This window comes from Rhizobium sp. BK379 (assembly GCF_014193955.1).
Taxonomy (GTDB): Bacteria; Pseudomonadota; Alphaproteobacteria; order Rhizobiales; family Rhizobiaceae; genus Rhizobium.
This window is the reverse complement of sequence record NZ_JACIAD010000001.1, coordinates 796,270-815,471: the sequence shown is the minus strand read 5'-3', so window position 1 is coordinate 815,471 and position 19,202 is coordinate 796,270. Positions and strand designations below refer to the sequence as shown.

Sequence of the window (19,202 nt, the reverse complement as noted above, 5' to 3'; positions counted from 1 at the left end):
GCGGCTGGCCATTTGAACAGCGATGCGGCGCAGGCGTAGTGCAATTGCGCAATGCTCCCGGCCATCTGGAGAAGTGAAGAATAGGGCAACTTCCGGCCCGCCTGCCTTTGATCGGAACATGAGCGCATGGCTGGCTTCTGCCCACCCCATATTGAATTCCAGCAATGTATTGAGTACAAATTATTATTAACTGCTAATAATAAAGAATTCACCGATTTACTCTATAAAAAGGGATAAGCGAAAGAGGGAGGGGCCTCTGTTTATTGTATCTGTACTGGATGAAGGCGAAGAGAGAAACTTTGTAGCCGTCGCTCTACACATCAGCGACAGCGAGATTCACATCGATGTCGGCGGCGTCGAGCATCACTTCAGACTGGCCGACCTGATTGACATTCTCTCGGTCGAACACCATCGCGCCCATGATATCGCAGGGCGCGGGCGCGCCCTTGCGCTGTGCCATTGATGACGGTCGAGCCCGACATCGATCCCACGCCACGCCATTGCCGCGCCCCTGGAGGGGCGGGCGTAAATCGCCTTTGCGGTCCGTTTTCGGACGCCGGGGCGCGTTGACTGACGTCCAAAACATGTCGTGACGAGCGGAACCTGGGCGGATGTACCAAGTTGTGCCTGATGACCCATGAAGCGCAATGGAGGTTTTTCATGCTTCTCAAGCTCATCACGGCATCCATCCTTTCCATCGGCCTCGCGACGTCAGCAATGGCGCAGACTTCAGGCGTCGGCGGCGGCACGGGCAGTGCGGGCAGCGGCACGGGCAGTGCGGGCAGCGGCACGGGCGGTGCTGGCGGTACATCCGGCAGCGGCGTCATCAGCCCCGGCACATCCGGCACCGGCATGGGGACGGGCGCGGGCACCGGTACAAGTACAGGTACAGGCACGGGCACCGGCAATACGCTGGCGCCGGACGCAAACAGCACCACCAACAGCATCGTGCCCGATCCCGATACGACAAATCCGTCCGTGCGCGGCGCCTCCGGCACAGGCAACGGGATGAGCAGGGGAACGCCCGATTGCAACGGCATGACCGGCACCGGCACCGCCTCGGGGCTTCCCGGCTCGGACACGTCCGCGCAGGTACGCCCGAACTGCTAGGGAACTCCCGGCAAAAGTGTCACCCGTCAGTGACCTAATCGATGATGTGATAGCCGCCGTCGATATAGATCGTATCGCCGGTGATCAGCCTTGCCGCGTCATGCGCCAGGAAGGCGGTCGCCATGCCAACATCGTCGATCGAGACGAGGCTGCGCGTGGGGGCCGTTTCCTCGGCCTTGTTCAGGAGTTCGTCGAATTCGGGAATGCCGGATGCTGCGCGTGTCGCCAGCGGGCCGGGGGAGATGGCGTGGACGCGGATGCCTTTCGGCCCGAGTTCGGCCGCGATGTATCGCACGGCGCTCTCGAGTGCGGCCTTTGCGAGGCCCATGACATTGTAGTTCTTCACCACCATCTGGCTGCCGTAATAGGTCATGGTGAAGAGCGTACCGCCGCGTTTCATCAGCGGTTCGGCAAGATGGGCCATGCGGATGAAGGACCAGCAGGATATGTCCATCGTCTTCAGGAAACCGTCGCGCGGCACGTCGACGACGCGGCCCTGCAGCGTATCTTTCGGCGAGAAGGCGATGGAATGGACAACGAAGTCGAGCTCGCCCCAATATGCGGTGATGTTCTCGAACACGGCTTCCAGCTGCCCCGGCACCGACACATCGAGCGGCAGGAAAATCGGCGCTTCCAATGCGTCCGCCAGCGGCTCGACATGGGGTTTGGCCTTGTCGTTGAGATAGGTGACCGCGAGTTCGGCGCCAAGCGCGCGGAATGCCCTGGCGCAGCCCCAGGCGATCGACTGGTCGTTGGCGATGCCCACCACCAGGCCACGCTTGCCCTCGAGAAGTTTGGCCTTCACGTCCGGGATCATCATCTGCCCCTCTTGTTGGTTGAAAGGTCTGCCGGTCAGGCGGCGACAAGTGCGAAAGTATGACGTGCGATCATCAGTTCCTCGTCCGTCGGCACGACGTAGAGCGCGATCCTGCTGTCGTCGCCGGATATGAGCAATTCACCGGCATCGTTGGCCCTTTCATGAAGCGTTGCGCCCAGCCAGTCGAGCTTGCGGACTATGCGCTCGCGCATGACGGGCGAGTTTTCACCGACGCCTGCGGTGAAGACGAAGGCATCGATACCGCCGAGGGCTGCTGCAAGCATGCCGGCATTGAGGCCGATGCGATGGACGAAATGATCGAGTGCGAGACCGGCTCCCGGCTCGTCGCTCGACAGCAGATCGCGGACATCGTTGCTGATGCCGGACAGGCCCTTGAGACCGGACTCCTTGTAGAGCAGATCCTGCAATTGCGCCGGGCTCATGCCGCGTTCCTGCAGCAGATAGAGCAGCACGCCGGGATCGATCTGCCCGCATCGTGTGCCCATGGGCAGGCCGTCGAGAGCTGTGAAGCCCAGTGTGCTCTCGACACTTTTGCCCTCATGGATGGCGCAGAGCGAGGCGCCGCTTCCAAGATGCGCAACTATGAGCCGGCCGCGGCCGATATCCGGTGCGATCTCGGCGAGCCTGCCGGCAACATATTCGTAGGAGAGGCCGTGAAAGCCATAGCGCCGCACACCCTCGGCGAAGTAATGGGCGGGAATGGCGTAGTGATCGGTCACCGGATCATGGCCGCGGTGGAAGGCGGTATCGAAACAGGCGACCTGGGCGAGCTGCGGCTGGTTTTCCAGCAATACGCGAATGGGTGCCAGGTTGTTCGGCTGGTGCAGCGGCGCAAGCGGCGTGTAGCGCTCGAGGTCGCGCAGCAGGTTCGCGTCGATACGCACCGGGTGCCTGTGGTCGGGTCCGCCGTGGACGACCCGATGACCGACGGCGACCAGCCGCCCCTCGTGCCGTTCCCGCAGCCATTGTCCGACCAGCCGCATCGCCGCCGGCAGGTCGGGAACGGTCTCGCCGGGATAGTCGGCGTCGGCGAGCTTTTCGCCGGCGGCGTTCTTGATCGTCAGGCGCGGCGCGGTGCCGATGCCCTCCATCTTTCCCTTCACCTGCCGCGCAAGCGGGTCCGAGGCGGCGAAGACCTCGAATTTCAGACTGGAGGAACCGGCATTGACGACGAGAAGCGTGTCCATGGCATCAACCGCCCTGAATTGGCGCCGCACGCCGGCGCGCTTCGGCAAAGAGCACGCCGACGGCGCAGGAGGCGAGGCGCGCCCTGACGTTGTCGGCACGCGATGTCAGGATGATCGGCACCCGCGCGCCCAGCACGAGGCCCGCCGCATCCGCCCGCGCCAGGAAGGTCAGGTTCTTCGCCAGCATGTTGCCGGCTTCGAGATTGGGGACGACGAGGATCTGCGCCCGGCCGGCAACCTCGGACCGGATGCCCTTGATGCGTGCCGCTTCCGGATCGATCGCATTGTCGAAGGCGAGCGGTCCGTCGAGGATGCCGCCGGTTATCTGTCCGCGCTCGGCCATCTTGCAGAGTGCGGCCGCATCGATGGTCGAGGGGATCTTCGACGTCACCGTCTCGACCGCCGAAAGGATCGCCACCCGGGGCGTACCGAGGCCGATCGCCGTGAAGAGATCGATGGCGTTCTGGATGATATCGCGCTTGGCATCGAGATCGGGGGCGATGTTGATGGCCGCGTCGGTGATGAAGAGCGTCTCGGAATAGTTCGGCACGTCCATGACGAAGACATGGCTGATGCGCCGTGCCGTCCTCAGGCCCGTGGCCGACGAGGTGACGGCGCGCATCAGCTCGTCCGTATGCAGGCTGCCCTTCATCAGCAGGTCGGCGCGGCCTTCGCGGATGATCTCCACCGCTTTCGCAGCCGCCGCATCGCTATGCGGCGCATCGATCAACTCGAAGGGCGAGATATCGATGGCATGCGCTTTTGCAACCGTTCTGACCTTCTCCGCCGGCCCGACGAGGACCGGACGCATGAGCCCGTCTTCGGCGGCTTCGACCGCTCCGCGCAGCGATGACTCGTCGCAGGGATGGGCAACGACGGTGGTCATCTGCGGCGCTTGCCTTGCCTTGACAATCAGCCGTTCGTATTTTTCGTGCTGCCTGGCTTCGCCAGGGTTTTCCCAATCCGGCATGTGCCTCCGCTCCCTGTTGAATGACCGTTTCGAGCCCTGATGCGCCCGGTTATTTTGCGCGCCTGACGGCCCTGAGTGGCGTCGGGCTGCTGGGTGTCGGGCTGATCGGCGGTGGGCTGCCTGGCGATACCGGCCCGGCAAGGGGCGCTGCGGAAAGGCCGAAGAGGTCGACGATCTTCTGCCAGCGCTGCTCGGCCTCGCCGGAAAGCGGGCCGCGCGCGTTCAACACTTCACGAAGCGAGGCGAGGGCATGACGGCGGGCTTCCTCGTCCGCCGGCAGGAGTTGCGGTATCGCGTTGACGGCAGCCTGCTCGTCGATGACGAGCATGAGGAACTGGTCGCGGATCAGCGCCTTGAATTCGGCAAGCGTCATCGCCGGCATGTTGTTCTCGGCGCGCCGCATCCGGCGGATGGCGGCAAAGCCGCGCTCGTCAGCTGCGCCATGCGCCATGGCGACATGAAGCAGGCTGCGCGCCAGACCTTCCTGCAGGCCGCCCTTGTCGATCCGCGCCCTCAGCTCCTCGATCCTCGTTTTCAGCACCTGGGCATGCAGCGCTGTCTTGCTTGCGCGACGGTGCGGCTTCTCGTTCCATGGATCGATGCCGACCGCCGCCTGCAGGAACGGCGAGCCGTAGACGGTGAGGAACGCCGCCTCGCTGAGCGCCTCAATCCCTTCACGCCATGCGTCGAGCCCGGCGACGATCTGGTGTGAAACGATCTGCTCGAAGGCGAGGAAGGGATTGTTTGCGGCAACGGGACGACGCTCTTCCTCCACGTCGACCGCAAGGTCGGCAATGGGCGCCATCAGGGGATTGAGGTCGGAAAGCAGCTCGTATTGCAGCCGCAGCGGATGCAGCCTGCGCATCTCTTCGGCCGCCTGTTCCGGCACCATTGCGCGGATGAAAGGCTGGGCGAAGGTGCGGTAGAGCGACAGGTTGATTTCCGAGACCTTGGCCGCCGTCGCAAAACGCCTGTCATCGGCGGCATTGTTGCAGCCGAGCGCGCGTATATCGTCGAGCGTCCGCTCCTCGCAGCGCATGATCCAGTCGCCCTCGACAAGGTCGCCGCCGACGGTCGCATCCGTCCTGGCTTCGAAAATCGCCTCGTAGAGACCGGGCGGCAGCGCATCGATCAGGTCGATATTGCTGGAGAATTCCCCATGTTCCTTGCGGGCGACGCTGGCGGAGACGAAAATGCCGAGATGGCCGATCTTTTCGTGCACCGTGTAGACGATCGTCTGGCCGTGCGAGCGGATCTCGTTGACGCTGTCATAGAGATCCGCGATCCAGCCGAGCGCCTGGGCGGGCGGGGTGATATTGTCGCCCTTGGAGCAGAAGACGACGATCGGCGCGCGGATATTCCTGAGATCGATCGTCTCGCCCTTAGAGGTCTCGATGCGGCCGGCGGCGAGATTGTTGCCGACAAAGAGCTCGTCGACGATGAACTGGATTTCCTGCGCATTCAGGTTGACGTGATTGCCCCACCATTGCTCGAAGCCGAGATAGCGCGGCGCCTCGGTATCGATCTTGGAATAGAGATTATACTGCTTGGTCCAGAGCGTATTGGCGGGGTTCTGGTTTTCGAAATTCTGCACCAGCCAGGCGCCGTCGAACTTGCCGTGGCCGAGATCGCCGGTCAGCGCCGTCAGCCAGGTGCCGCCGAGCAGGCCGCCCGTATAGCGCATCGGATATTCGCCGCGTTTGCCGGCCCAGTAGGAAAGGGGGGCGCCGGCGATGATGATCGAGCCGAAAAGCTCGGGCCGCATGGCAGCGAGCATCATGACGGCCCAGCCGGCCTGGCAATTGCCGATCACGCAGGGTTTCGCGTCAGCGCCCGGATGCAGCGCAATGACCTTTTCCAGAAAGATCGCTTCGGCAAGCGCGATATCCTCGAGCGTCTGGCCAGCGATCGGGTCCGGCAGGAAGCCGATGAAATAGCAGGGGTGGCCGGCTGCGAGTGCAACACCGATCTCGCTGTCGGCCTTGAAGCCGCCAATGCCCGGCCCATGCCCGGCACGCGGATCGACCACGACGAAAGGCCGGCGTGTTTCGTCGATGTCCGTGCCCTCGGGCGGGACGATGCGAACCAGCGCGTAGTTGACCGGCCGCTCGAGGTCGCGCCCGTCCAGTAGCACCTCGGGCGTGAAGCTCAGCACATGGGGTGCTGCCGCTTCCGAATGGACACGATATTGATTGCCGCGCTTTCGCATCACATCCCAGAAGAGAACGCTGCGCTGGGTGGCGTCTCTGAGATAATCGAAGGCCATGCCGGCCGGGCCGAACTGGGTTGCAAAATCAAACTTCGAGAGATTGGAAGGGTACCACATGCCAAACATGTCAAACCTCCTGGCTCACCGCTCTCGGCGGGAGTTCAAAGACCTAATTGCTGGAAGTAATAGTCTCGATCCTCGTCCGCATTGCGCATGGGCGGCGCTGCCGGCCACGGAGTTTTGTTAGCACCTGCAGCATAGTTGGAGCGCCCCGCGGTGCAACGTATTTTACGGTAGGTTACGGGCCGTTTTCAGCTCGCCTTTCGACCCGTCATCCATGTCCGGCGGGCGGGCTTGCCGGCCGATCGTGTTGACCGATGTCAAAGACCATGGCGTGCCGGATCGCTACCGTGGGGATATCCATCACGGAGGGCAGCCATCATGGCCATCACCACAGTTCTTGGTATCCTCAGGAGCAGCAAATTCGAGCGCGACCTGAAAGGCGCGGCGGGTTTTTGCGCCACCTACGGGGCTCATCTGACCGCACTTGCCGTTTCCATCGGCGCGGCCCCGTCGCTCAGCCAGTACGATGCCATTTCCACCATCTGGCTGGATGAGAGGCAGCGCGAGATCGACGAACTCGCCACCACGACCGCGAAGATCAAGGAGACCCTGTCGGGCAGCGATCTCTCGTTCGAGGTGCAGGATCTCTACACGGAATTTGCATGGGCCGACGAGGATTTCGCCGAGCGTGCGCTTTATGCCGATATCGTGCTCCTGGGATCGGACGCGGCAGGAGATGCCGACCTCAGAAAGCGGATCTTCGATGGCGCGCTCTTCCAGACCCCGACGCCGATCCTGATCAACCGCGGGCAAAAGGCCATCGCCGCGTCGCCAAGGTCCGTGGTGCTCGCATGGGATTCCAGCAACGAGGCGGCGCGGGCGGCCCGCCAGTCGCTCGATCTTCTGGAAAGAGCCGAGATCGTTCATGTGACGATGGTCGACCCGGTCGCGCGCATGCGCACGAATGGCGAGGAGCCGGGCGCCGACATAGCGGGCTTCCTTGCCCGGCACGGCGTCAGGGTTCAGGTCGATCGGCTCTCGAGCGAAGGCAAAAGCGCCGATGCGATCATCACCCGGCATGCGGTGGACATGGGCGCGGACCTGATCGTCATGGGCGCCTACAATCATCCGAGATGGCAGCAGAGCCTGTTCGGCGGCGTGACCCGCAGGATGATCGAGGAATGCCAGCTGCCGCTCTTCCTTGCCCACTGAACCAGAGAACTTCGGCCTTCTCGCGCAAATGCCATCGGCAACAGGGAGGTGGATCCCTGTCCAGAATATTAGAAAATGTGTATGAAGGTCGAGCTGGTTCGGGGGACATGCGAATGCTGTCGATTTCGAGGGCATGCACTGCTGAGGATTTCACCATCAGTGGCGAGTTGTGCAGGTCGTTTGGCGCCTGGGATGCCGAGGCATGCCGCGCCTATGACATCCCGCCGGAGGTGGTAGCGACCTTTTTCCATAGCGAGGACGACGAGGCGCTGGCAGCAAGGTACAGCCAGGCGGACGCTCCGCTTCTGCTGGCCCGATGGTATGGCGAACCGGCAGGGTGCATTGCCCTTGCACCCTTCGACGAAGGCGCGGCCGAGATCCACAAATTCTATGTGGACCCGGCCTTTCGAGGGCGCGGTATCGGCAAGGCACTCCTGCAGGCGATCATGGCCGAAGCCTGCAAGGGGCCGAGATCGATGCTGCTGCTTCATACGACGGTCTATATGAAGAGCGCGGTGTCGCTTTACGAAGCGTTCGGCTTCACACCTTGCCCGCCGTTCCGGGACATTCCTGATGTGATCAGGCACACCGAGGTCTTCATGAAGCGGCCGATCGAGCGCGACAATTTCATTCAGTAACCTGCTTGCTGCGATTGCTGCCCCCTGGAAATCTCCCGCATCCAAGCGAAGATCATCCCGCTCTAGCTCTTGGGGGAGACGCTGATGGAAAACCACGAGGCCTTTTTACGTGAGGCGATTGCGCTTTCGAAATCCGCCATGGAAAACGGCGACGAGCCGTTCGGGTCGGTGCTGGTGAGGGATGGCGAAGTCATCCTTCGCGCTGAAAACAGCGTCTTTACCGGCCACGACATGACGAACCATGCCGAGATGAACCTCGTCAAACTGGCGGCAAAGCACTACGACACTGCCTATCTTGCCGACTGCACGCTCTACACCAGCACGGAGCCCTGCGCGATGTGCTCCGGGGCGATCTACTGGTCGGGCATCGGGCGAATGGTATTTGCGTGCTCGGAGGTACGGCTTGGCGAGATTGCCGGCATCGGGTTGAACGTGCCGAGCCGGGCGGTGCTGCAGACCGGCGCGCGCATTGTCACCGTCGAGGGACCGACGAACCTCGAAGAGGAGGCCGCCGCAGTCCATCAGGAATTCTGGCCGAAACATCTGGGCAAGGTTTAGGGCTCGCTATCTAGCGCAGTGCCCTGAGCGCGTTCAGGATCACGGCCACATCGATCGCTTCCTGCAGCATGGCGCCGGTGACCGGCGGCAGGAAACCGGCGCCGGCGAAGAGCATGGCGACGAGCGAGAGGCCGATGCCGGCGAAAATGCTCTGGACGGCGATCGCGCGGGAGCGCCTGGCTATCTCGATTGCCGCGGCGATCCTGTTCAGATCATTGCGGATCAGGACGATATCGGCGGCCTCCGCCGCAGCCGCGAGATTGGTGGCGCCGACGGCGATGCCGACATCTGCGGCTGCGAGTGCCGGAGCATCGTTGACGCCGTCGCCGACCATCATGACCCTTCCGGCTGTGCGCTCCCTGGCGACGACCTCGACCTTCTGAACGGGCGTGAGCCGCGCTTCCACGGCATCCAGCGACAGCGAACCGGCAATGGCGGCGGCAACGCTGCGCTCATCGCCGCTCGCAAGCACGATCCGGCGGACACCCAGCTTGCGGAGCTTGCCGACAAGCTCGACCGCATCGCCGCGCAGCCGATCCTCGAAGCCGATTTCGCCGGCGAGCTGTCCGTCGAAGAAGACCTTTGCCTGCATCCGGCCTTTTTTCTCAGGAGGAAGGGAGGGCCTGCCATCCGCCGTGAAGTAATTATCGCCGCCGACGCTTACCCTGATCCCGTCGACAAGCCCGGAAATGCCGGCGCCTGCAAGCTCCGATACGTCCGTCGGACGTGACAGCGCCAGCTGCCGTCTCCGGGCTTCCCTGACGATTGCGCGGCCGACAACATGCGAGGATGCCTGATCGAGCGAGGCGGCAAGACGCAGGATCCTGTCCGGTCCTTCCGGCCCGTCGATCGAGACGACTTCCGGATCGCCCGCCGTCAGCGTGCCGGTCTTGTCGAAGACCGCGACGGAGGCGTCGGCCAGGATCTCCAGCGGGCCTGCGCCCTTGACCAGCACACCCGCCTTGGCAGCCTTCGAGGTTCCGGCCGCGAGTGCCACGGGAACGGCGAGGATCAGCGGGCAGGGGGTTGCGACGACCAGAACCGCGACGATGCGCGCCATGTCGCCGGACAGGATGGCGGCGCCGGTCGCGATCGCCAGCGTTAGGAGCAGAAAGGCGATCGCATAGCGATCGGCCAGTCGCGCGATCCGCGCCTTCGAACGCCGGGATGCCTCGACCAGCTTGACGATGCCGGAATAGGTGCTGTCTTCTGCGCGGCTTTCGACCCTGATCTCGACCGCGTCTCCGGCATTGGTGGCGCCGCTCTCGATCCGCGCACCTTTGGCAAGGTGCACCGGAAAGGCTTCTCCGGTCAGGACGGATTGATCGATCGATGCACTCTCCGACATCAGAGTACCGTCGGCAGGGATCACATCGCCCCTGCGGATCATCAGCATATCGCCGACCGCAATGTCGGGAATGGGGACTTCCTCCAGCCCGTCTTCCATGAAGCGAAGTGCGGTGCGCGGCACCTGTGCCAAGAGGGCCGACATGCCTTCGTCGGCACGCCGATGCGCATAGGCTTCCAGAAACTGGCCGCCGGCATACATGAGGGCGACGATCGCCCCGGCGAGATATTCGCCGAACCAGAGGGTCGAGCCCATGGCAAGGGCTGCGATCAGGTCAAGACCAAAATCGCCGTTTCGGAGCTTGGCACCAATGTCGATCAACAGGAAGGCAAGGGCAACACAGGTGCTTGCGGCAAGGGCCAGCCGGCTTGCCGAGCCGAAATCCAGCAGGAAGAGGACGAAAGCACCGGCCAGACCGGCCACTGCTGCCGCCGCCATGATTGTCGAGCGCAAGCCGATGTCGGGCATCCATGCGCGCGGTTCGCCGGAAATGCGAATTCGGGGCTGAACCATCGGCTCGTCCGGAACGCTCATGGTCGCACGCCTCCCATTTCCGCTGGGTGTTTCCTCTCGGGTGCGCAGGATCGATGCTTGAACTCGTTGCCTGGCGCCGTCATGCGTCCGGGAATGTGGCACGGTCAGCGGATTTTTCCTTGATCTCACGCAAGCTGCGCCTGACCGATGGGCACGACGACTATGCGCTATAAGCGGACGAGGGCTCAGCTAGGGAGATGTGGTCGATCTGGGGCCGCGAGAGGACTGACCGTTTTTAGATCAAGAAGGGACTATGGCTGCCGTTCGTTAGGCGTACGGGAGTAGTAAGTACCGACGCATTATCGCCAACTACGCCAGGTCAGGGCGTCTCGGATCGCCTTTTCCAGCGCATCGTCGATCAAACCACGCGCTTCAAGCAGCCTACGCAAACGGGAAGGCGTAGCAAAGGCATCCAGCCAACCCATGTTGAGTTTGACTAAGCTCGGATTACCCCCTGGAGCATCGATCATCTTCCGAGCGAAATGTTCATCGTCCAAAGTTATTGCCGGGAGGCGGTAAAAATCTCTCTTGCCCAATGTTTGCAGGATTTGTCGAAAACGAAGCGCCATCTTTGCGCACGACCGCCACGGTGCCGCTGCTCGCCCATCCTTCAAGGTAGTGTCGCCGTACATAGTGTTGTCGCCGCGTCACGTTCATAGATAAAGGTTGGCACTTTCATGGGGGTGGCACAATTCGTTTAAGCGGCCAAGCGCATGCCTTCGCATTAATTTCCGATGCGATATGCTGGCTTTGAGGCTCCGTATCTAGATTGCTGGCATGGCCAGAGGCGCCCCGAACGGCAGCTTTTGGGGAGCAGCGCCACAGAGCGAAGTGGCCGACATGAGGGCGCAAGTTGGCCGCGTGGCAGCTGCGCCACTTACGCCACAACTTTCGGTCGCCATCCACTTTCCGATAGGCCCTGAAGACGACCCCCAGTTGCTCTACGATTGGCATTGTCGCCGCGCGGCGCCATTTGGCCTAGTTGATAGCTTTCTTGCAATTGCTCCGCTCAGTCTCCAAAATCAAGTCGCATCAATCAAAAGGACCTCTTATGAGTGCTCGCCTATCGACTGCCATAAAAATCGGCGAAGCCGCAAAAGGGATCTTGCTAAAGACTCAAAGCTTCCCCGATCGAGAAGTTGAAAAGCTCGATGGTGTTTGCCAACTTGTGCATGTTGGCGTGGAGCCTATGCTTCTGGCACTGTCGATGGAGCTGGCACTCAAGGCGTGGTTCGTTTTTGACTTCGATGATCCGAAAACTGCCAAATCGCACGACCTAGCGAAGCTGTTTGATAAGCTTAAGCCCGAGAGTCAGGAGAAACTTGACGCGGAGTTCAAGAGATCAGTGGCGCCATATCATCCCAACTTCTTGCATACTGACTACAGTATTCGTCACGTCCTGTACCAGCACAAAGATGCGTTCATCGATTGGCGCTACCTTCATGAGCCTAAATCCACGATGTTCGACCGGAGTACTTTCCAGGCAACACTGGAAATGGTGCTCAAAGAATTTGACAAGAGATATCGCATTGAGCGGGTAGAGCCGCTTTGGCAATCCTAAGTAGCTGGACATCGAGGACGAGTGTCCGCCTTCTAGAACTTGCATAAGCGGCCTCATCGACTGAAAAGGCGATGCGAATCCGCCTTTTATGGTCGGACCGTCGAATGACTGTTTCGGGCCAGAAGCGGCCCAATGTCTCACCGGCTTGCCATCAAATCGTAAGCATTGCCAATCGCAAAACATCCAGGCCCGCTAATGTGCTACATTGCGTCATCACAGGCTTCTGTTGCGGGAGGGATCGAGAATGCAGCGCAAGCTGGCCACGATCATGGTCGGGGATTTCGTCGGCTCCACTTCTGCGATGGAAACAGATGAAGAGGGAGCGATTACCCGGATCGATACCGTGCTCGAAACGGTTCGCACCGTCGTCCAGCGCCATGACGGCCGTGTGTTCGGCACGGCGGGGGATGCGCTGCTTGCGGAATTCGCCAGTCCCGTCAATGCGCTCCGGTCCGCCATCGAGGCGCGCGCCGAGATCGCTGCGCTTCCCGGAGCGAGCGGCGGCGACATGCGGTTCGGCCTCCATCTTGCCGATGTCGTCGTCGTCGGCTCGGACCTGCGTGGCGACGGCGTGAACATCGCCGCGCGCATCGAGGCGTCCGCGCCACCCGGCGCAATCGACGTTTCAGGGCTGCTTTACGATCAGGTGCGGCGTGTCTCGCCGTGCGGGTTCGAAGATATCGGCGAAAGACGGCTGAAGGGGATTCTGGAGCCGATCCGGATCTACCGGGTCACCGAACTGGTGGACCGCCACGTCTATCAGTTCGCTCCAACGCGCTCCGCGCCCAGCGCCGCCCAGTCTCCCCGGACCAACTCGATCGCGGTGACGCGCTTCGACGTGGCGTCTGGCGACGTTGCGGATCAATGGTTCCTGGCGGAGGGCATTACCGACGACCTGACGCTCGAACTCAGCCGCCTGAAAGGGTTGTTCGTCAGTTCCCGCTCGGCGGCGGCCGCCCTGACGACGAAAGACCCGGTCGAGATCGGCCGTCTTCTCGGCGTCGGCTATGTCATCAGCGGCTCGATCCGGCAGGTGGGCGAGGACCTCAGGGTCAATATTGCGCTGACCGAGACGGGCGAGGGGCTCGTCATCTGGTCGGACCGGATCAAGCGCCCGTTTCGCGAATTGCTCGATGTGCTGGACGAGATCATCGCCCGTGTCGCGGCAACGGTCTCCGGACGCATCGAACAGTCGGAACTTGCGGCAGCACGGCTGAAGCGGCCGGAGAACATGACGGCCTATGAATATTACCTGCGCGGGCTCGACCATCACCGCCTGGTGGGCGTGGCGGATGTTCACATCCACGAGGCGATGAGCTGGTTCGAGCGGGCAATGGTGGCCGACCCCGGTTTCGGCCGTCCCTTCGCAATGCATGTCTGCTCGTGGAGCAACCTGCCGAGCTTCGACATGGACAAGGCCGAACAGCAGGTTGCACATGCGCTCGCCCTCGACCCGTCCGACCCGGAAGCCCATCGCATCATGGGCGCGATCAAGATGAAATCGGGCGACTTCGTTTCGGCCCGCTATCACCACATCCGCGCCCATGAACTCGCACCGAACGACGCCTATATTCTCGGCCGCAGCGCTGCCTTCTACGTCTATGCCGGCGAGGCCGAGCGCGCCCTCGAAATGCTCGATCGCGCCGAAACGCTCGATCCCTTCCTGCCGGTCTGGATCACCGAGGAGCGGGTGGCGGCGCTATATGCGCTGGAACGTTTCGAAGAGATGATGCGCGTTGCCGTGACGCTGCCGTTCCAGACCAGGCGCAAGTCGCTCTACCAGGTTGCCGCCAGCATGGCTTGCGGCAATGCCGACAGGGCCGAATCCCTGGTCCGGCAAGCGCTCTCGCTCGATCCGACCCTGTCGGCGGTCTATATCCGGATGCAGGAAACCTATGCGGACGAATCCGTCACCGAAACGCTGGTGGCGCGCAATTGCGATGCCGGCCTGCCGTTGACGCCGCGCAAGCCCGCGGCGCGGAAGAAATCGCTCTCGCTGAGATGACGATCGCCCGGGCTGCATCTGACTGCCGCAGCCCGTCTCCAAAGATCGGCGCAGGCCGCGAGTGCCTCTAGGCCTTGAGCCGGGCGAGCTGCGGGCCGACGATCGCGGCAAAGAGGCTGGGCTCGCCGAGAGCGCGGGCCGACAGCATGGCGCCATGGACGGAGGCCATCAGGATCTGCGCTTCCTCCTCGGGCGATCTGGCGAGCCGGAAGAGCTTCTGCTCTGCGCCGGCCTTCAGCACCGAGGTCAGCCAGGCGGCCAGGTTCTCGAAATGCCGGCGCACATTGGCTGCGACCGGCTCCGGCAGCATCTGCATTTCGGCCGCGAGCATGGCGCAGACGCAGAATGGCTCCGTGGCATCGAGAATGCATTTCTGCCAGTAGTTCACATAGGCCTGCAACTGATCGACAGGGCCGGGGACGTGCTCGCGCAGCGAGTTCAGGCCGGATTCGGCGCGCTGCGCATAGCGATCGACCAGGACCTGCACGAGCTCGGCCTTGGTGGGGAAATGGTGGTGGATGCTTGCCTTGCGGATGCCGACCGCCTCGGAAATATCGGCATAGCTGAAGCCGTTATAGCCTCCCGCCACGACGAGGGACTGCGCTATATCGAGGATCTTTTCCGAAGTCGTCTGTTCCATGCAGCTTGCCTATCTGCCGGTAGGCAAAGCGTCAAGCTGGCGCTGCGGGCTCGCTCACGCGCTTGTGTTCATCATGACAGCGGGCGGCGCGTTTGGCGATTGACTCTCCGGAGTTATCTACCTACTAGTAGGAAGACAAAACAAGGAGCCTGTCATGCAAAACCAATCTTCCGCGCAATCGAGCTGGTTGCGATCCTACTATTTCGTCCGCGCGCTGTTCTCGATCGGCTGGATCATCGCCGCCATTCTTGCGGCCAGTCTGTCGGGAAGCCAATCGGCGCTCGCGTCGGTGCTGCTCGTCATCTATCCGGCCTGGGATGCGGTGGCGAACCTCGTGGACGCCCGCTCGAATGGTGGACTGAAGGCGAACCCCGCACAGACCTTCAACGTTGCCGTCAGCTCAATCACTACGCTCGCCGTCATCATCGCCGTGCTTGATAGCACCTACGCCGTGCTCGCCGTCTTCGGCATCTGGGCGATCTTCTCCGGCCTGCTGCAGCTTTCGGCGGCTGTGCGGCGCTGGCGCATTTACGGCGCGCAGTGGGTGATGATCCTCAGCGGCGCGCAATCGACGCTCGCCGGCGGCTTCATGATCAGCCGGGCCTATGGGACCGCGGTGCCGAGCATTCTCGACATTGCGCCCTATGCCGGGTTTGGCGCCTTCTATTTCCTGCTGTCGGCGGTGTGGATGACCGTTGCGGCCTATCGGAAGGCGAGCGTGCAGGGGTGAGGCGCGCCAGCCCCAGCCGGAATGAGAGAATGCTTCGATGGCATGGGCGCGGAGAGCCGCCCATGCCATCGTTTCCGTTGGATTCCAAAGTCGACGGTTGCGTGAGTGCCCAAAGCAAGCTCTTCATTCGAGGAGATGTCGATAGACGATTGTCGGTTCTCTCGCACCCCGGTTGGCAAACCGCCCCCTCAGCGGCTAATCTTGCGCCACCCCACCTTCGGCCGCCGCTTCCCACGCCCGGCCGCACCATCACGAGGACATCATCATGAGCACCATCGAAGCCGTCGCCGAAGAGGCCAAGGGCTGGCGCCGGCACATCCATCAGAATCCGGAGCTGCTGTTCGATCTGCCCGAGACGGCGGCCTTCGTCGCCGGCAAGCTTGCGGAATTCGGCTGCGATGACGTCACGACCGGGCTTGCCAGGACCGGCGTCGTCGCCGTCATCGAGGGCTCGAAGGGGCCGGGCAAGACGATTGCGTTGCGCTGCGACATGGATGCGCTGCCGATGTCGGAGCAGACCAATCTTCCCTATGCCTCGAAAAATGCCAACCGGATGCATGCCTGCGGTCATGACGGGCACACGGCCATGCTGCTTGCCACCGCAAAATGTCTTGTCGAGAAGCGGGATTTCTCCGGCAAGGTCGTGCTGATCTTCCAGCCGGCGGAAGAGGGCGGCGGCGGTGCGCGTGTCATGATCGAGGAAGGGCTGCTTGAGCGTTTCGGCATCGACGAGGTCTACGGCATGCATAACGAGCCGGGCCTGGAAATCGGTTCCTTTGCCACGCGCGCCGGACCGTTCATGGCGGGTGCGGATCGTTTCGTCATCACCATCAACGGCAAGGGCGGGCATGCGGCAGCACCGCAGATGACCCGCGATCCCGTTCTCGTCAGCGCCCATATGGTGACTGCGCTGCAATCGATCGCCTCGCGCTTCAGCGATCCCTTCGATCCCGTCGTCGTTTCCGTCACCTTCTCGGAAGCCGGCAACGACAAGGCGCTGAACGTCATTCCCGCTTCCGTGCGCCTCGGCGGCACGATCCGCACCATGCAGGCGGATACGCGCAAGGCCGTCGAGCAGCGGTTCCGCGAGATCGTGCACGGCACGGCGAAGCTGTTCGAGACGGAAGCCGAGATCGACTGGCGGCCGGGTTACCCGGTGACGGTCAATGATGCCGGCAGGACATCAGCCATCGTTGCGGCGGCTGCGCGGGTAGCCGGCGAGGAGCGGGTGGAAGCGACCTACGTGCAGTCGATGGGCGCGGAGGATTTCTCCTACATGCTGGAGAAACGGCCGGGCGCGATGATCCTGATCGGCAACGGGGATAGCGCGGGTCTGCACCACCCGGCCTATGATTTCAACGACAAGGCGATTGCGCATGGGGTGCGCTACTGGATGTCGCTGGTCGGGCAGGAGCTTGGGGGACGCTGAGGTGGACTAATGAAGAGGATCGGAAGTTCAATCGTCCAAAGTGTCCACCTTTCTTGAATCTATCCTGATGGTTGAGTTTACTGTTTGCTGTCGCAACTATATTGAGCTAGTTTGCTTTGGGGGCTTCGATGGATTGGGGTCTTTCTGCCGATCAAATGGAATTGATTGTTCTCTTCTTCGCTCGCCGTGAGTTGACGAGTTCGACTCCAATTGGTTCAAGTGCGAGCGTTGCGCTCAATGTCATTCGAACCGAACAAAACGATGTGCATCGACGCTTTGCTAACCATCTGTGGTCCTTAGGTCAGGGCATCAGTATCGGCGGAACCAATCCATATTCTGGAACGGTGAACCGATTGCGCGATGATATCGCTCCGCATGTGATGCAAAGACTCTCGATCGAACAATATACGCAGACCGCCGACGTTGATCCCAAGCCCGTCTTCAAAAGTTTGACACCCATTTTGCTTGAACGCGAGTTCGATGAGCTCATCACTCGTCTCGAAAGTCCGCCATCGGTTGATCCAGCGAGGACCGCATTTCTGGTTGACCTCGTAGCGACGCTTTTGGCGGCATACCTCAACGCTTTTGTCTATGTCTTGAATTCCTACGATGATGGCTTTCCAGACTTTGTTCGAGCAAGGGTTCGTATGGCCGCGACCCAACTTGGAATGATCGACGCGTCTCATCGGCAAGTGAGATACGCAGAAAGCCGAGCTGCTGGTCTTAACATGCGTATCGATGATGCAGTTGCGTCATCGGAGAAATTAAGAGCTGATCTGGCAACGCTCAAAGTGCAGTTCGAGGCGGTGTCTCAGGATCGAGATTCCCTTCGACAGGATATGTCTAATTCGGAGAAGGAGTTCTCCGACGTTAAGGGCAGAATCGCATCAGCCTCGACTGCTCTTCGCGAGCAACTAGGATTGAAGGAGACACAAGCGCTTTGGGGTGCCCACGCGAAATGGGCATCCATCAGCTATGGAGGCTCGCTGTTTGTTTTGCTGGCAATTCTTATTGGGCTTCCGGTAGGCGCCTATGCAGGGCGAAATGAAATACTTGATTTGGTGAAATTGATAGAAGGCTCGATTATTGCATCCGACAGTCAAACCACGGGGGTAACGGCTACTGTGATTGCTGCAGGTAGGCTGCTCCTTCTTGGTGTTCCGATTGGTGCGATAATCTGGGCTATAAAACTCATAGTGCGTTTTAACATGCGATCGATGCTCCTCATGGATGATGCTCGCCAGCGCGTAACAATGCTCAACACCTATCTGTTTTTGGTCAAACAGGATGTTGCTCAAGTGCAGGATCGGGGTGCCTTGCTTGAAGCAATGTTCAGAAGGGCGCCCGGTCACGGCCCTGAAACGATCGAGCCGCCGACCATGACTGATGTCATGAAATATGGACAAGAGATCGGGAAGTAGCTCGAAGCTGTCACGCCGTGGCTTCGCTCAGGATCGATGCTTCGATCACGCAATAGGTAGGATCTTCGCCGACCCATGGCGGTGACTTTTTAGGCCGAGGTGTGGCATGAAGCAAACGAAGGTGTCGACGGCAATGTCCCTCACAACCACTTGGGCACGTCGACCCGCTGAAACGCCCTCAGGTCTCCAATCAGTCCGCCCGCATCCGCATTGACCGAAATCGAATAGCGATGCGCCGGCGGCAGGAATTTCGTCTCCACCATGTGGTCGATGAACTTGAGAAAGGCATCGAAGAAGCCCGCAGAATTCAACAGGCCGACGGGTTTATCGATCTCGGAGAGCTGGTTCATCGTCCAGACCTCCATCAGTTCCTCGATCGTGCCGATGCCGCCGGGCAGCGCGATGAAGGCGTCGGCGAGCTCGGCCATGCGCTGTTTGCGCAGGCGCAGGGTCGGCGTGATTTCATCCGTCGTGAGCTTCGGGTGCGAATGGCCGCGCTGATGCAGGCTTTCGGTGATGACGCCATGCGCCGTGCCGCCGGCCTCGAGCACTGCATCGGCGACGACGCCCATCAGGCCCTTGGTCGTTCCGCCATAGACGAGGCCGATGCCCTCGCTCGCCATGGCCCGGCCAAGCGCGCGGGCGCCATCGGCGAAATCGTCCGTTGCGCCGAAGTTCGATCCGCAGAATACCGCGATGGACTTGATGGAGCGTGTCATGATCGGTCGCCTTCCTGTGTTTTAGCTGAC

At 61.5% G+C, this 19,202-nt stretch carries 17 protein-coding genes; 9 read left to right on the top strand and 8 right to left on the bottom strand.

Going from position 1 to position 19,202, the window contains the following annotated elements; all coding sequences use genetic code 11:
* Nucleotides 1–313: 313 nt before the first annotated feature.
* The gene (locus FHT93_RS04140) at nt 314–460 is read right to left on the bottom strand and encodes a hypothetical protein (protein WP_183846229.1); all 147 of its coding nucleotides are present in this window, start codon (nt 458–460) and stop codon (nt 314–316) included.
* 200 nt (nt 461–660) lie between these two features.
* Between FHT93_RS04140 and FHT93_RS04135 the strand changes: the two genes are divergently transcribed.
* The gene (locus tag FHT93_RS04135; protein ID WP_183846228.1) at nt 661–1,110 is read left to right on the top strand and encodes a hypothetical protein; all 450 of its coding nucleotides are present in this window, start codon (nt 661–663) and stop codon (nt 1,108–1,110) included.
* 34 nt (nt 1,111–1,144) lie between these two features.
* Here the strand turns inward: FHT93_RS04135 and fabI are convergent, their stop codons facing one another.
* From fabI to FHT93_RS04115, 4 genes are read right to left on the bottom strand one after another with little or no spacing between them, the layout of a single operon-like run.
* The gene (gene fabI / locus FHT93_RS04130; RefSeq protein ID WP_112546626.1) at nt 1,145–1,930 is read right to left on the bottom strand and encodes an enoyl-ACP reductase FabI; all 786 of its coding nucleotides are present in this window, start codon (nt 1,928–1,930) and stop codon (nt 1,145–1,147) included.
* A 32-nt stretch (nt 1,931–1,962) separates the two neighbouring features.
* Nucleotides 1,963–3,135: an acetate/propionate family kinase gene (locus FHT93_RS04125; RefSeq protein ID WP_183846226.1), complete on the bottom strand. Its 1,173-nt coding sequence runs from the start codon at nt 3,133–3,135 to the stop codon at nt 1,963–1,965.
* A gap of 4 nt (nt 3,136–3,139) precedes the next feature.
* Nucleotides 3,140–4,246, bottom strand: a complete 1,107-nt coding sequence (locus tag FHT93_RS04120) for a phosphate acetyltransferase (protein ID WP_281413505.1) — start codon at nt 4,244–4,246, stop codon at nt 3,140–3,142.
* Nucleotides 4,155–6,431, bottom strand: a complete 2,277-nt coding sequence (locus FHT93_RS04115; protein WP_183847506.1) for a DUF3141 domain-containing protein — start codon at nt 6,429–6,431, stop codon at nt 4,155–4,157. Before FHT93_RS04115 ends, FHT93_RS04120 begins: the two co-directional genes overlap by 92 nt.
* A gap of 324 nt (nt 6,432–6,755) precedes the next feature.
* On the opposite strand from FHT93_RS04115, the gene FHT93_RS04110 reads away from it, so the two are divergent.
* From FHT93_RS04110 to FHT93_RS04100, 3 genes are all read left to right on the top strand, one after another.
* Nucleotides 6,756–7,589 (top strand): universal stress protein, encoded by an 834-nt coding sequence (locus tag FHT93_RS04110; RefSeq protein WP_183846222.1) that lies wholly within the window; start codon nt 6,756–6,758, stop codon nt 7,587–7,589.
* Between the two features lie 113 nt (nt 7,590–7,702).
* A complete protein-coding gene (locus FHT93_RS04105; RefSeq protein WP_183846220.1) occupies nt 7,703–8,227 on the top strand; it encodes a GNAT family N-acetyltransferase in 525 nt (174 codons plus the stop codon).
* An 84-nt stretch (nt 8,228–8,311) separates the two neighbouring features.
* Nucleotides 8,312–8,785 (top strand): nucleoside deaminase, encoded by a 474-nt coding sequence (locus tag FHT93_RS04100; RefSeq protein ID WP_112546631.1) that lies wholly within the window; start codon nt 8,312–8,314, stop codon nt 8,783–8,785.
* Nucleotides 8,786–8,795: 10 nt separating this feature from the next.
* Here FHT93_RS04100 and FHT93_RS04095 read toward each other — a convergent pair whose 3' ends face one another.
* Entirely contained in the window at nt 8,796–10,646 is a 1,851-nt protein-coding gene (locus FHT93_RS04095; protein ID WP_246781578.1) for a heavy metal translocating P-type ATPase, read from the bottom strand.
* Between the two features lie 1,072 nt (nt 10,647–11,718).
* Between FHT93_RS04095 and FHT93_RS04090 the strand changes: the two genes are divergently transcribed.
* Both FHT93_RS04090 and FHT93_RS04085 read left to right on the top strand, forming a co-directional pair.
* Entirely contained in the window at nt 11,719–12,228 is a 510-nt protein-coding gene (locus FHT93_RS04090; protein WP_113117329.1) for a hypothetical protein, read from the top strand.
* Between the two features lie 244 nt (nt 12,229–12,472).
* Nucleotides 12,473–14,233 (top strand): adenylate/guanylate cyclase domain-containing protein, encoded by a 1,761-nt coding sequence (locus FHT93_RS04085; protein WP_183846217.1) that lies wholly within the window; start codon nt 12,473–12,475, stop codon nt 14,231–14,233.
* 67 nt (nt 14,234–14,300) lie between these two features.
* Here the strand turns inward: FHT93_RS04085 and FHT93_RS04080 are convergent, their stop codons facing one another.
* A complete protein-coding gene (locus FHT93_RS04080) occupies nt 14,301–14,873 on the bottom strand; it encodes a TetR/AcrR family transcriptional regulator (RefSeq protein WP_183846215.1) in 573 nt (190 codons plus the stop codon).
* Nucleotides 14,874–15,027: 154 nt separating this feature from the next.
* Between FHT93_RS04080 and FHT93_RS04075 the strand changes: the two genes are divergently transcribed.
* From FHT93_RS04075 to FHT93_RS04065, 3 genes are all read left to right on the top strand, one after another.
* A complete protein-coding gene (locus FHT93_RS04075) occupies nt 15,028–15,603 on the top strand; it encodes a DUF308 domain-containing protein (protein WP_183846213.1) in 576 nt (191 codons plus the stop codon).
* A gap of 265 nt (nt 15,604–15,868) precedes the next feature.
* A complete protein-coding gene (locus FHT93_RS04070; protein ID WP_183846211.1) occupies nt 15,869–17,032 on the top strand; it encodes a M20 aminoacylase family protein in 1,164 nt (387 codons plus the stop codon).
* Nucleotides 17,033–17,160: 128 nt separating this feature from the next.
* Nucleotides 17,161–18,453 carry a hypothetical protein gene (locus FHT93_RS04065; protein WP_183846209.1) on the top strand — a complete coding sequence of 431 codons (1,293 nt, stop codon included), beginning with the start codon at nt 17,161–17,163 and terminating at the stop codon, nt 18,451–18,453.
* Nucleotides 18,454–18,593: 140 nt separating this feature from the next.
* Here the strand turns inward: FHT93_RS04065 and FHT93_RS04060 are convergent, their stop codons facing one another.
* Nucleotides 18,594–19,172: a TIGR00730 family Rossman fold protein gene (locus FHT93_RS04060; protein WP_183846207.1), complete on the bottom strand. Its 579-nt coding sequence runs from the start codon at nt 19,170–19,172 to the stop codon at nt 18,594–18,596.
* Nucleotides 19,173–19,202: the final 30 nt, after the last annotated feature.